Below are 13,004 nucleotides of genomic sequence, written 5' to 3'. Positions count from 1 at the left end.
GAAGTACCTCGCACCGACCAGCGTTTTGATCGTCATGGTGGTGATGGTAAGCAGAGGGTGGACCGATCCATACCGATCCTTTGTTCCCATCATTGTCACCATGGCGGCCGCTGTGATCGTTGGGAATTTGGTAAAAAATCAACGGCGCAAAAACAACGCGAGTGGACGAGATCGATGAGCTGATTCTTTGCGCTCATATTTGCGTGACTACGACCTGTGCGCCCCCCATGGGTGTCGTGCAGGCCGTAGTCGTGTAATGGCGCGGCTACCCGCATAGCATGGTGTCCCCCAATGCCTTGTCCGAGTTCGCCGGTGATCAAGATGGGGTGTCAGGACAGTGGGCTTTGCCCCGCTATGTGGGCGTCCGCGAACATCGAGCGGCGGACACCGTGCTTTCGAGCGCGACGAGCTGACCCTCATCTACGGTCGGGACGGTTTCACGCTGCTGGAAGCGCTGCGCGCCCCGCAGGCTCCGGCCTGGCTGCGAGAGCTCCCCGCGGTGCAGGTCCTGCGCACGGTGTGGCTGCAGAAACTATCACCGCTGTCAACGCGGCGGACACGGCGGTGACGCGGCGGAAGAGCGGAGATCTCCCGCCGGCCAGGCTGCGACTGGCCTCGCCGTACGACCTCGACGCACGCTACGGCCTCAAGCAGGGTTCCTGGTGGGTCGGCCACAAGGTCCACATCTCCGAGACCTGCGCCGACGCCGCCGACGAAGGCTGCTGTCGCCTCTCTCCGGCATGATCTGCCGCCATGGGTCGGCAGTCGGTTGGGATGGACGAGCTGGTCGAGCACTGGCCGGTGCTGGACGACGAGATGGAGCTCGTGGCGGTATGCGGGGCGGGGCGCGGTTGGGGTTCGCTCTGCTGGTGAAGTACTACACACGGCATGGCCGGTTCCTGCGGGGCCGGGTGGACTTCCCCGATGAGGTGGTCGCTTTCGTGGGTCGGCAGATGAAGGTGCTGGCCGGGGAGTTCGCCTCCTACCAGTGGTCCGGGAGCACGATGGACTGCCACCGTGCTCAGATATGCGGGCATTTGAGTTTCCGGGTCTGCTCGGTGCAGGACGCGGAGAAGCTGACGGCCTGGCTGGCGGCGAACGTCGCGCGCGCCGAGCGGAACAGCGACCGGGTGGGCGAGGAGCTGCTCAAGCACTGCCGCGAGGAGTCCATCGAGCCGCCGACGCCGGACCGGATCACGCGCATGGTCCGCTCCGCGCTGCACACCGCGAAGGAGACGTGGTTCACCACCATCGCGGCCCGGCTGGCGCCGGAGGTGCGGGCCGGACGCTCGCGCTGGTGGCGGAGACCGGGGAAGCGGACGGTGCCGGGGAGGACCGGGAAGGCACCGCAGATGACGAGGAGTCGGTACTGTCGCTGGTGAAGTCGATGCCGGGGAACGTGAGCTTGGATTCGACGCTGCGGGAGATCCGCAAGCTGACCGCGATCCGGGCGATCGGGCCTGGCAGCGAGCCGCGGCGTCGTGCGGGCCGCCAAGCCGCTGGATTTCGACGTGCCGGCGTTCCCAGTCCTCAGAGCGGGGGCGACGTGACTCGGATCCGCGATCAGCGGACCGCTGACCTTCTTCGTGCCGCCGGGGCCCGGCCGCGTCCGGCCCGTCGTGAGCCCCTCGCGCGCACTTCGGCGAAGCCTCCGCCCGGACGCTGCGTACGGCTCCTGCGCAATTTCGCCCCGTGAGCGACGGCACTCACTCGAACGGGAACCCGGGAGGCCGCAAGCGTGAATGGGAGCTGAGTCACTCGCCTGATGTGGTCGTGATGTCTCAGGGCGATGCCGAAGGCCTTGGATGGGAAGGCGGCGCGCTGTCACGTCTCGCTCGCTGCGCCACAGGATGTCGTGTCTCATGAGACACGCGAAATGTGGAGAACACTTCGGGACGATGGAGGCGATCCGGGCCGCCGGTGCCGCCGCCATGGTTGAGGTCGAACTGGTCGGGGACACCAAGGCCGCCGGGATCGTCGCCCAGGTCGCATCGCTTGGACCGGTCATCGACAAGCTGGCCGCGGCCGGGGTCAGCCTCACCGAGCCGCAGGTGGAGCGCCTCGCCGGCGGGGCGGGCGCGGAGGTTGCACCGGGGCCGCTCGCCGGTCAGACCGTTTTGGTCACGGGGAAGATGACGGGCGCGCTGGCGGCGTACGACACGCGCGACCGGGTGCGCGAGCTGATCGAGCGGGCGGGCGGGCGGGGAGTCCGCGAGCGGCATATCGGGGCGGACGACGCTGCTCGTGGCGGGGGCGAAGGCGGGCGGCAAGGTGGCCAGGGCCGAGGGGGCGGGCATCGAGATCCTCGGCGAGGAGGCGTTCGCCGAGCGGATCACCGCGTTGCTCAGCTGTCGAGCGGTACGGACGCCCGAGCCGGTACGGGCAGCCGAACCGATACGGACGGCCGAGCCGGTACGGGCGGCCCCGGCGGCGGGGTGACGGCCAGGATCGGCGGGGCCTGCGAGGTGTACCGGTCGCCGCACGGGTCGAAGACCAGCGCCACCGGCCGGCCCGGGCACTGACGCCAGGAGATCCGCTCCGGCGCGCTCCCGCACACGGGGCAGCGCGGCAGCGGGCTCGGCTCCGCCGGAGCCTCGGGGGCGGCCACGAGCCGGGGCACGGTGTGCGGATCGCGCATGGTGGCTCCCTGGTCGGGCGGTGCTGTTCCAGGCACTGTGCCACGGCCGGCCCCTCCGGGGCACGGGCCGAATCATCCAGGATTCCGGCAGGTCAGGGGTGCGTTCCCGGAGCAGACCCGCCGATCGCCGGCACGGCTCCCGACGCCCGGACCCGGCCCCCCGCCGGCGCGCGGGGCCGCGACGACGTACGCGTCCGCGGCGGAAACACGGACGAAGGCGCCGGCGGGTCGGTGGAGCGTGCTCCTCCACCGTCCCGCCGGCGCCTTCACCTCCGCACGGCGGTCAGGCCGCCTTCGCGATCTCCGGGTGTTCCTGCAGCCAGGTGCGGACGGCCTGCTGCTCCTTGCCCTTGCCCGCCTCCTGGATCTTCGCCTCCAGGCCGGTCAGCTGCGCCTCGGTCAGCTTGAACGAGCGCAGCCAGGAGGCCACTTCGGGCTCGTCCGCCGCGAAGCCCTTGCGGGCCAGGGTGTGGATGCCGTCGCCCTTGCCCCAGGCCCCCTTGGGGTCTTCGAGCTTCTTGAGGTCGTACGAGGCGTACGCCCAGTGCGGCGACCAGAGCACGACCGCCACCGGCTCCTGCTTCTCGTAGGACCGCTTCAACTCGGCGAGCATGCCGGGGGTCGATCCGTCGACGACCTGGTACTCACCCTCCAGGCCGTACTCCTTGAGCAGCTTGCCCTTCAGGATCCCCATCGCGCCGGCGCTCGGCTCGATGCCGATGATCCGGCCCTTGAACTCGGCGCCCTTGCCCTTGAGGTCGGCGAGGGAGGTGACGTCCTTCATGTAGGAGGGGACGGACAGCTCGATGGAGGTGGGCCCGTACCAGGAGCCCAGGTCGTCCAGCTTGTTCCCGTACTTCTCCCAGTACTGGGCCTGCGTGACCGGCAGCCAGGCGTCGGTCTGGAAGTCGACCTGGCCGCCCGCGAGCCCGGTGAACAGGGCGCCGAGCTCCAACTGCTTCGCCTCCACCTGGAAACCGCGGCGCTCCAGGAGCTCCTTCCACAGGTAGGTCGAGGCGATGCCCTCGTCCCAGGGGATGTAGCCGATGCTGATCTTGCGGCCCTTGCCCATGGCGTCGGCCCCGGCGGCGGCCGGCTGCCCGGAGCCACCGAAGGTGTTCAGGCCGCCCGCGACGAGGGCGAGCACCACGGCTCCGGTGACGGCGTAGGCGGGCTGGGGGCGGTGGTTCCACAGCTTGGCGGCGCCGCTCGCGGCGGCCTGCGCCTTGGCGAGCGTGCGCCGGCCGATCGGGGAGACCTGGCGGCCCAGCGCCCCGGTCATCCGGTCCAGGTACATGGCGAGGATGACGATGGAGATGCCCGCCTCGAAGCCGAGGCCGATGTCGACGTTGCCGATGGCCCGGTAGACGGCGCCGCCGAGCCCGCCGCCGCCGACCATGCCGGCGATGACGACCATGGACAGGCCCAGCATGATGACCTGGTTGATGCCCGCCATGATGGTGGGCAGGGCCAGCGGCAGCTGGACGCGTACGAGGGTGTCGCGCGGGGTGGTTCCGAAGGCGTCGGCGGCCTCGACTAGTTCCGCGTCGACCTGGCGGATGCCGAGCTCGGTCATCCGTACGCCGGGCGGCAGCGAGAAGATGATGGTCGCGATGATGCCCGGCACCACGCCCACGCCGAAGAAGATGATGCCGGGGATCAGGTAGACCATGGCCGGCATGGTCTGCATGAAGTCCAGGACGGGCCGCAGGACGGCGCTGACCCGGTCGGACCGGGAGGCCCAGATCCCGAGCGGGACCGCGAACACGAGGGTGACGAGGGTCGCGACGAGGACCAGCGAGAGCGTGGACATCGCGTCGGACCACAGGTCGACGGAGTCGACGAGTGCGAAGCCCGCGAACGCGAGGAGCGCGGCGAGCAGCCCGCGCAGCCACCAGGCGCCGACGGCGAGGATGCCGGCGAACAGCAGCGGGGCGGGCGCGTCGAGGACGGCGTGGATGCCGTCGTACAGGCCGGTGACGAGCGCGCTGATGGCGTCGAACAGCCAGGACAGGTGACGCTGGAGGAAGTCGACACCACTGTCGACCCAGGCGCCGAGGTGCAGGCGGGGCATCAGGCGGCCACCTCCGCGCAGCGCACCTGGTCGCGCTGTTCGTCGCCGATGAAGGCGACGAGGCGGTCCTGCGGTACGGAGCCCACGACGACCCCGGCGCCGTCGGTGACGGCGACGGGGTGCGGGACGCGGGCGCTGACGGCGCACAGGTCGGCGATCGGGGTGTCGGCGGTGACGCTGGGGCAGCCGCAGGCCGGGGCGGCACCGGCTGCGGGCTCGGTCATCACCGCGTCGGCGGTGAGCACGCGCGAGCGGTCGACGTCCTGGATGAAGGAGGAGACGTAGTCGTCGGCGGGGCGGGTGAGGATGTCCTCCGCGGTGCCCTGCTGGACGATGCGGCCGTCGCGCATGACGGCGATGCCGTCACCGAGGCGCATGGCCTCGTTGAGGTCGTGCGTGATGAACACGATGGTCTTCTTGAGCCGCTGCTGGAGCTCCAGCAGCTGGTCCTGCATGTCGCGGCGGATCAGCGGGTCCAGCGCGCTGAAGGACTCGTCCATCAGGAGCAGGTCGGCGTCCGTGGCCAGGGCGCGGGCCAGGCCGACACGCTGCTGCATGCCGCCGGACAGCTCGTCGGGCCAGGAGGTCTCCCAGCCGGCGAGCCCGCACAGCTCCAGCGCCTCGGCGGCGCGGCGCAGGCGCTCGTCGCGGGCGACGCCCTGCACCTCCAGCCCGTAGGCGGCGTTCTCGAGCACGCTGCGGTGCGGGAAGAGCGCGAAGTGCTGGAAGACCATGCTGATCTTGGTGGAGCGGACGTGGCGCAGCTCACGCCTGGAGAGGGAGGTGAGGTCCTGACCGTCGAAGAGGATGCGCCCCTCGGTGGGCTCGAGCAGTCCGTTCAGCATGCGCAGCAGCGTGGACTTGCCGGATCCCGACAGACCCATGACGACGAAGATCTCGCCGGGCTCGACGCGGAATGAGGCGTCGATCACAGCGGCCGTCGTACCGGCGGCGCGCAGCTCGTCGCGGCCGGCGCCGGCTCGGAGCGCGCGGACCGCGGCGGCGGCGTCGCCGGGTCGTCTTCCGAACACCTTGTAGACGTGCTCGGCCTGGAGCGTGGACACATACACCTCGCGGGTCGTACCGGGAACGGGCTGCGCCCGGCCGCTGGGGCCGGGCACAGGCCGTGGAGCGGCACGGGATCCGCCCGCACCCGGGCCGGCCGCGTGACGGCCGGCGGAAGGGTCCGCTCCGGATCCGCGGGTGCCCAGGCTCCTCCGGGGTAAACGCCGAGGTGACCCACCTCACGCCGGGAGGTCCGGGTCAGGCCTGGGAGATGTCCGGGTCCGGGTCCGGGTCCTCCAGCATGGAGACGCGCAGGTGTGCGAGGACGCGGGTCAGCAGGCGCGAGACCTGCATCTGCGAGATGCCGAGCGCAGCGCCGATCTGCGCCTGGGTGAGCTCCTCGCCGAAGCGCATCCGCAGCATCCGGCGTTCGCGGTCCGAGAGCTGTTCGAGCAGCGGCGCGAGGGTCTGGATGTCCTCGACCCGCTCCAGGGCCGGCTCCTCCTCGCCCATGACGTCGGCGAGGGTGTGGCCGTCGGCCGAGCCGTCGCCGCGCTCCGCGTGACCTGCGTGCGGGGCGTCCAGGGAGCCGGTGGTGTGGCCGTTGGCGGCGACGAGACCCTCTATGACCTCCTCCTCCGCGAGGTCGAGGTGGCCGGCGAGGTCCGCGACCGTCGGCGCTCGGTCGAGGGTGGCGGTCAGCTGCTCCTTCGCCTGGGCGATGTCGATGCGCAGTTCCTGGAGCCGGCGCGGGACGCGCACCGCCCAGGAGGTGTCACGGAAGTGCCGTTTGATCTCGCCTGTGATGTACGGCATGGCGAGGGTGGCGAATTCGTTCTCAAGAGCCGGGTCGAACCGGTCGATGGCCTTGATCAGGCCGATGGCGCCGACCTGGACGATGTCCTCGATGTCGCCTCCGTCACCCCGGCCGCGGAAACGGCGGACGGCGTACTGGACGAGTGAGGCGTTCATCTCTATGAGCGCGTTCCGGACGTACTGGTGTTCCGGCGTGCCCTCGGGCAGTTCGCGCAGCCGCCGGAAGAACACCCGTGACAGCTCCCTCGCATCCGCGGGAGCCACCTCCCTGGGCTCCTCGATCCGCGGCAGGTCCGCGATCCGGGCGGCGTGGCTGCCGCGACGCGGACGGGGGACGACTGCGGCGGTTTCGGAAGTGGAGGACGGGGCAAAGGCGGGCATGGGGTTCGCTCCTTGGGCTTGTCGGCTTGCGGCGCGGGACCTTGACTGCCGTAGATGGTGGTCTCTTTCAGCTTGTACGTCAAGAATTGCCGGAAATGCGGCCGTCCGCTTACACGCGCACGCGTACGCACGCACGCGCGACCGGCGGGGCTGGTTCCTCCTGTGTGCACGGCCTTGTGCGGGGCCCCTTGGCGCCCCGGTCTGAGCCGGCGACTCAAGGGGGGTTCGACCCGAATGCTGAAGGGATGGCACGGATCACAGGAGTTGCGCAGATCACGCGGATTGCGCAGATCACACGGGTTACATGGGTCACACGGATTACGGCAGTTCGGATGCGGACTACGGCGGTGCGGGGCCGTCCTCGCCCTCGCCGCGGCGCTCGCCCTCGGTGCGCAGACCGGGGCCTCGGCCGCGGGGCCGCCCGCCGAGGGGACCGTCCGGTACGCCGGAGCGCCCGGAGCCGTCGCCGGCAGCTACCTCGTCCTGTTGAACCCGGCCCGTGCAGGCGCCCGTACGGCACAGGGCCGGTCCGTGGTCACACGCTTCGGCGGCACGATCCGCCGGATCTGCGACGCCGCCCTCAACGGCTACTCCGTCCGACTGCCGGAGCGGCAGGCCCGCCGGCTCGCCGCGGACCCCGCCGTCGCCGAGGTCGCGCAGAACCGGAAACTGCGGCTCGATGCCACCCAGCCGGAACCGCCCTCCTGGGGCGTCGACCGGATCGACCGGCGCAGGCTCCCGCTCGACGCGAGCTACACGTATCCCGATTCGGCCGGGCAGGGTGTGACCGCGTACGTCATCGACACCGGCGTCAACATCAGCCACCAGGACTTCGGCGGGCGCGCCTCGTACGGGTACGACGCCATCGACGAGGACTACGAGGCCGACGACCTGCACGGGCACGGCACGCACGTCGCCGGGACCCTCGGGGGCACGACGTACGGCGTCGCGAAGAAGGCGAAGCTCGTCTCCGTCCGGGTGCTCGACCGGTCGGGCGAGGGCACCACGGAGCAGGTGGTCGCCGGGATCGACTGGGTCACCCGCAACGCCGTGAAGCCCGCCGTGGCCAACATGAGCCTGGGCGGCGACCCCGACGACGTGCTGGACGCCGCCGTACGGAACTCCATCGCCTCCGGCATCACTTACGCGGTGGCGGCGGGCAACCAGAGCACGGTCGCCTCCACCCACTCCCCCGCCCGGGTGCCCGCGGCGCTCACGGTCGGGGCGGCCAACGACCGCGACGCGCGTGCCTCGTACTCCGACTACGGCCCCCTGGTGGACCTGTTCGCCCCGGGCGACTCGATCACCTCGGCGGTCTTCTGGGGGGACGACCGGAGCACCACCATGTCCGGCACCTCGATGGCCTCCCCGCACGTGGCGGGTGCGGCCGCGCTCTACCTCGCCGACCACCGTACGGCCACGCCCGCCCAGGTGGCGGGCGCCCTGACCGCGGCGGCCACGACCGGCTCGATGGTCGACGCCGGACCGGGCTCGCCCGACCGGCTCCTGTACGTGGGTACGGCGCCGAACCGGGTGCCCGGGCCGCGCTTCGCGAACACCTCGGACCACCCGGTCGAGGACCTGGAGCCGATCGAATCCCCGGTCACGGTCAGCGGGATCCCCGGGCACGCGCCCGCGCAGCTGGACGTGGAGCTCGACATCAGGCACCCCGACTCCGGCACCCTCCAGGTCGACGTGGTCGCGCCCGACGGCACGGTGTATCAGATCAAGGACAGCTACACCGGCTGGGGCGAGGCCGACCTGCGAGGCGTGTACGCGATCGACGCCTCGTCGCAGACCGCCAACGGCGTGTGGAAACTGCGGGTGTACGACGCCTTCGCGGGCTACACGGGCTACATCGACGCATGGGCCCTGCGCTTCTGAGGGTCCGGTCTCAGGGATCCGGCCTCAGGGATCCGGCCTCAGGGATCCGGCCTCAGGGATCCGGCCTCAGGTGACGCGGAATCCGGCCACCGCGTGGTCCCGGTGGAAGGTCAGCCGGTTCCAGGTGGGGAAGGCGAGGTCGGTGACGGCGAGCAGCCGGCCGCAGTCGTCGTACAGCGTGCGGCGTACGGTCAGGCCGCACACGGGGACGGCGGCCGCCGGCCGGCTGCTCCGCGTCATCGTGAGGGTCTCGGCGACCCGCCCCCGCTCTGCGGCCCGTTCGAGCCACCGGTGCAGGGGCCCGAGGTCCTCGTCCCGGACCACCGCCTCCGGGCGGTCGCGGTAGCGGGCGAGTTCGGGATCCCCGGCGACCGCGCCCGGGCAGACGTACGTGACCGCGTCCCGGAGGGTCTCCCCCGACGGGCCGCGCTCGCGTCGGTGGTGGACCAGGGTCCGGTCCCCGCCGCGCATGCCGAGCAGCTCGGCGAGCGAGGGCGGCACGCTGACCAGGGTCAGCCGGCTCTGGTCGTGCACGACGGCCGGGCGCGCGGGGGAGGCGCCCTCCGCTGTCTCGACGGCCGCGGACCGGGTCCCGCGGCGCTCGGTGACGATCAGGCCGTCCTCCCGCAGGTGTTGGAGGGCGGCCCGGACGGTCTGCCGGTTGACCCGGTACTGGGCGGCCAGGGTGCGCTCGGAGGGCAGTCTGCCGCCGGGGGTGTGCGCGGCGCGCTCCAGCTCGCGCCGAAGCGCTGCGGCGATCCGCTGGTACTTGGGCGTGGCGGCGGCCGGGCCGCCGTCCCGCGTAAGGGAGGGCATGGCTTCTCCTCTGACGGGTGGTCAAGGACTGCGCGGTACGCAACCTAGCATTGGTCTATACCTTTCGGTGAGAGCTGCCCCGATCCCGCCCCACCTTGGCCGGTTACCGCTCCCTCCGACGCATATCCGCCCTGGGGTGTTGCCTAGAGCAGCAGGGGGTTCGGGAGGGGGATGTAGCGCGCGGCCGCGCCGTCCGCGCGGGTCCAGCGGAGCAGCAGATTCGTTTTGGCCGGGAGGGAGGGGGCCGAGAGGAGTTCCGCGACCTCGGGCAGGCCGTGCTCCGCGTCGTAGCGCAGGAACTCCTCGCGCACCGCCGGCCACACCACGGCGGCCGTGTCCGGATGCGCCTCGGCGAGGGCTCCCGCCACCTCCGTGAGGTGGTTGACGACCAGGCAGTAGACCAGCCGCTGCCAGGCGGCCGCGCGCTCCGTCTCCGGCAGCAGCTTCACCCCCTCCGCATCCCGGAACAGGGCCTGCACCGGGACGCCCTGTGCGTCGACCGCCACGAGGGTGTTCTGCAGGTGCGCCTCCAGTACGACACCGTGCCGGGCGAACAAGTCCAGTACGGGCGGCACGACATGACGCAGGTACGCCCGCCACCAGCCGGCCGGATCGGTCGTCGCGGCCAGCGGACTGCCGGCGTACCCCTCCGCGAGCGCGGCGGACGCGAGCGGCGTGGCCCCCGGCTCCAGCTGCGCGTGGAGTCCGTCGCGGACCAGCACGGCGAGTTCCTCGAAGGCGAAGGACGCGGTCCGGTAGCCGCGGTCGGCGAGCCAGACCGCGTTCGACCCGCGGCGCCGCAGATCGGCGAATCCGGCTCCGACCGCGGCGTCCGTACGGCGCAGTTTCAGCATGTCGTGCCGCCACAGCCGGCGCACGTCGTTGGTGATCCGGACGTCCAGGCTGAACTTCACGAAGAGGTCCGCTCCACCCGGCACGTACACCGTGCGGATCGATGCCGTCGGCCGGACCGTCCGGCGGCCCGGGCCCAGGCGCAGCAGTCGCCCGTCGGCGAACGCCGTGCGCAGGGCCGCCGAGCCTCCGACCAGCTCCAGCTGCCAGGGATGCGTGGGCAGCAGCCGGTATCCGGCGGGCGGGCGCGGCCCGTCGAGCAGCCCGGCCAGCGCGTCGATCGCGTCGGCGGCGCCCGGCCCGCCCTCCTCGGCCACCTGGTCCTCGCGCAGCCCCAGGAAGACCAGCGGGTGGCGGGCGTACGCCTCCGGCGCGTACGGCAGCCAGCTCGCGGCGGGCGCGCCGCCCCGCGCCTTGGGGGCGGGGTGGTACGGGTGTCCCATGACCAGGGACTGCTCGGAGAGGACGTACGGGTCCTGCGGGGGCGCGGCCGCGGCGCGGGCGGCCAGCAGCGCGGCGACGGCCTCGCGGCTGTCGGCGATCTCGACCGGGAGCTCGTCGTTCGGGACGCCCGTGTACCGGTGCAGTTCGTCGGCGGTCAGTTTGACCAGATCGGTGTGGCTGAGCGGACGCCAGCCGGCCGCCGTGCGCAGCTCGGGGCGCAGCGGCCGGCGCGGGCCCCGTACGCGCAGGAGCCGGCCGCTGCCGCGCAGCCGGTGGACCGACCAGCCGTCGTGCGGCGCGGCGGAGTGCTCCTCGGCGGGATCGGCCGCTTCCCTCAGCAGGCAGTTCAGCAGGGGGGTGGTGGCGTACGCGTCGGCTGCGGCGTTGAGGTCCACGGATTCCATTCGGTCCATCCCAGGTGCCGGGGTCGCGGGGCGTACCTCCGGCCGTGATCTTCAGTATCCGCGATGATGACGTGATCATCACGTCACCCGTGAGAGACCCGTGAGAGGAACAGGGCCCTGCACCCCAGCATGAACCTCCCCGCCTCCCCGGCCGAAGAGGCCGTGTCCGCCGAACTGGCCGAAGTGCGCCCAGCCCTCGGTTCCGCTTACGGCGCCGCGCTCGGCGGCGCCCGGGCCGCCGTACTGACCCGGCTGTGGCGGGCGCTGGCCTTCGAGCCTCTGCCGTGGGTGGAGCGCCGCGAGCGCGGGCCCGGCGGCCTGACGCTCCGGCTGTCCGGCGGCAGCCGGCTGGAGGGCCCGCCGCCGGACCCGTACGCGACCGACCCGTACGTCCACGAGGTGCTGCTCGACGGCGTCCCGTACCAGCAGGCCGGGCGGCTCGTGGCGGCGCTGGGGGTGCCGCACGGGGACGCCTTCGCCGCCGAGCTGGACGACAGCACGGCCTCGCTCGCGCTGTCCCGGGCCGGACAGCCGACCGCGCGGGAGGCGGCTCCGCAGGCCGCCTGGGAATGGGAGCAGCGGGTGGTCGACGGCCATCCGTACCACCCCAACTGCCGCTCCCGTCCCGGATTCTCGGTGGCCGAGCAGCTGGCGTACGCGCCGGAGCACCGGCCGCTGGTCGAGCTCGGGCTGGTCGTCGTACGGGCCGAGGAGTGCCTGGTCACGGGCGCGTGGCCGGCCGGGCTGCGCGACGGTGGCCGGCTCCTGCTGCCGGTGCACCCGTGGCAGGCGGAACACGTCCTGAAACAGACAGGCCGGGGGGCGGCCGGGGTGCTGCGCCCCGGCTTCGCGGCGCATCCCTTGATGGCCCTGCGCACCCTCGCCCCCGCGGCGGGCGGCGCACACGTCAAGACGGCGCTGAGCACCCGGCTGACCTCCTCCGTGCGGGACATCTCGGAGTACTCCATCGAGACGGCCGCCGCGGTCTCCGCCTTCGCCCAGGCCCTGTCGGAGCGGCTCGACGGGCAGTTGCACATCACCCGCACCCTGGGCGCCGCGACCGCGCACAGCCCCGACCTGGCGGCGGTGCTGCGCGAGCCGCCCGAGGTGTACGCGGACGCGGCGGCGGGCGAGCGGGTCGTACCGGTGGCGGCCCTGGGCGGGGCGCCGTTCTCGCGTTCGGCGGCCTGGCGGGCCGAGTTCGCCCGCCTCGCGCTCTCGGTGTGCCTGCGGGTGCTGGACCTCGGGGTGGCGCTGGAGGCCCACGGCCAGAACCTGCTCGTCGTGCTGTCCGCGACGGGGGCCCCGCTGCGGCTGGTCTACCGCGATCTCGCCGACATCCGGATCAGCCCGGAGCGGCTCGCCCGGCACGGCCTGCCGGTGCCGCCGCTCTCGGGCCGGCTGGTCACCGATGACGTGACCCTGCTGCGGCGCAAGCTGTTCGGCTCCCTGCTGACCGGGACGCTGGGGGCCACGGCGGGCTCGGCGGCGGCCTTCGGCGAGGTGCTGGGCGAGGCCGCCGGGCTCCCGGCCACCGCCGACACCGAGGCCCTGCTGACGGCGCCGCTGCCGACCAAGGCCCTGACGCTGATGCGGTTGAGCCCCGGAGTCCCGGGCGACCAATGGGCGGAGCTGGACAATCCGCTGGCCAGGACCGACGGGCGGGGGCGGGCAGTCTAGTGTCACAGGG

10 protein-coding genes are annotated in these 13,004 nt (G+C 72.3%); 4 read left to right on the top strand and 6 right to left on the bottom strand.

All coding sequences use genetic code 11. From position 1 onward, the window contains the following. The first annotated feature begins 519 nt into the window (after positions 1–519). Together ACIQU4_RS06895 and ACIQU4_RS06890 are read left to right on the top strand one after the other, a co-directional pair. Positions 520–744 carry a hypothetical protein gene (locus tag ACIQU4_RS06895; RefSeq protein ID WP_403726812.1) on the top strand — a complete coding sequence of 75 codons (225 nt, stop codon included), beginning with the start codon at positions 520–522 and terminating at the stop codon, positions 742–744. Positions 745–869: 125 nt separating this feature from the next. After that, on the top strand, positions 870–1,382 hold the full coding sequence (locus ACIQU4_RS06890) for a DUF4158 domain-containing protein (protein ID WP_403726809.1): 513 nt from the start codon (positions 870–872) through the stop codon (positions 1,380–1,382). A gap of 962 nt (positions 1,383–2,344) precedes the next feature. On the opposite strand, the gene ACIQU4_RS06885 is transcribed toward ACIQU4_RS06890, so the two are convergent. The 4 genes from ACIQU4_RS06885 to ACIQU4_RS06870 form a co-directional block, all read right to left on the bottom strand. Beyond that, positions 2,345–2,638 carry a hypothetical protein gene (locus tag ACIQU4_RS06885; protein ID WP_403726806.1) on the bottom strand — a complete coding sequence of 98 codons (294 nt, stop codon included), beginning with the start codon at positions 2,636–2,638 and terminating at the stop codon, positions 2,345–2,347. A gap of 283 nt (positions 2,639–2,921) precedes the next feature. Then, positions 2,922–4,712, bottom strand: a complete 1,791-nt coding sequence (locus ACIQU4_RS06880) for an ABC transporter permease/substrate binding protein (protein WP_403726803.1) — start codon at positions 4,710–4,712, stop codon at positions 2,922–2,924. Beyond that, positions 4,712–5,776 carry a glycine betaine/L-proline ABC transporter ATP-binding protein gene (locus tag ACIQU4_RS06875; protein ID WP_403727711.1) on the bottom strand — a complete coding sequence of 355 codons (1,065 nt, stop codon included), beginning with the start codon at positions 5,774–5,776 and terminating at the stop codon, positions 4,712–4,714. The genes ACIQU4_RS06880 and ACIQU4_RS06875 overlap by 1 nt, the downstream gene beginning before the upstream one ends. 199 nt (positions 5,777–5,975) lie before the next feature. Further along, on the bottom strand, positions 5,976–6,914 hold the full coding sequence (locus ACIQU4_RS06870; RefSeq protein WP_403726800.1) for a SigB/SigF/SigG family RNA polymerase sigma factor: 939 nt from the start codon (positions 6,912–6,914) through the stop codon (positions 5,976–5,978). 282 nt (positions 6,915–7,196) lie between these two features. Here ACIQU4_RS06870 and ACIQU4_RS06865 point away from each other — a divergent pair, with 282 nt between their 5' ends. Further along, the gene (locus tag ACIQU4_RS06865; protein ID WP_403726797.1) at positions 7,197–8,798 is read left to right on the top strand and encodes a S8 family peptidase; all 1,602 of its coding nucleotides are present in this window, start codon (positions 7,197–7,199) and stop codon (positions 8,796–8,798) included. A gap of 66 nt (positions 8,799–8,864) precedes the next feature. Here ACIQU4_RS06865 and ACIQU4_RS06860 read toward each other — a convergent pair whose 3' ends face one another. Both ACIQU4_RS06860 and ACIQU4_RS06855 read right to left on the bottom strand, forming a co-directional pair. Further along, positions 8,865–9,614 carry a GntR family transcriptional regulator gene (locus ACIQU4_RS06860; protein WP_403726794.1) on the bottom strand — a complete coding sequence of 250 codons (750 nt, stop codon included), beginning with the start codon at positions 9,612–9,614 and terminating at the stop codon, positions 8,865–8,867. 143 nt (positions 9,615–9,757) lie between these two features. Further along, positions 9,758–11,323 carry an IucA/IucC family protein gene (locus ACIQU4_RS06855; protein ID WP_403726791.1) on the bottom strand — a complete coding sequence of 522 codons (1,566 nt, stop codon included), beginning with the start codon at positions 11,321–11,323 and terminating at the stop codon, positions 9,758–9,760. A gap of 120 nt (positions 11,324–11,443) precedes the next feature. Here ACIQU4_RS06855 and ACIQU4_RS06850 point away from each other — a divergent pair, with 120 nt between their 5' ends. Continuing rightward, complete coding sequence (locus tag ACIQU4_RS06850; protein WP_403726788.1) at positions 11,444–12,994, top strand: IucA/IucC family protein; 1,551 nt, start codon at positions 11,444–11,446, stop codon at positions 12,992–12,994. Positions 12,995–13,004: the final 10 nt, after the last annotated feature.

Source organism: Streptomyces sp. NPDC090741, from assembly GCF_044769045.1.
Taxonomy (GTDB): Bacteria; Actinomycetota; Actinomycetes; order Streptomycetales; family Streptomycetaceae; genus Streptomyces.
This window is presented reverse-complemented; position numbering and strand designations above follow the sequence as displayed.

Bases quoted from the DNA above. Each gene is read 5' to 3' on its own strand.
- ACIQU4_RS06885 (WP_403726806.1), bottom strand. From the start codon at position 2,638: ATGCGCGATCCGCACACCGTGCCCCGGCTCGTGGCCGCCCCCGAGGCT.
- ACIQU4_RS06880 (WP_403726803.1), bottom strand. From the start codon at position 4,712: ATGCCCCGCCTGCACCTCGGCGCCTGGGTCGACAGTGGTGTCGACTTC.
- ACIQU4_RS06870 (WP_403726800.1), bottom strand. From the start codon at position 6,914: ATGCCCGCCTTTGCCCCGTCCTCCACTTCCGAAACCGCCGCAGTCGTC.
- ACIQU4_RS06860 (WP_403726794.1), bottom strand. From the start codon at position 9,614: ATGCCCTCCCTTACGCGGGACGGCGGCCCGGCCGCCGCCACGCCCAAG.
- ACIQU4_RS06855 (WP_403726791.1), bottom strand. From the start codon at position 11,323: ATGGACCGAATGGAATCCGTGGACCTCAACGCCGCAGCCGACGCGTAC.
- ACIQU4_RS06850 (WP_403726788.1), top strand. From the start codon at position 11,444: ATGAACCTCCCCGCCTCCCCGGCCGAAGAGGCCGTGTCCGCCGAACTG.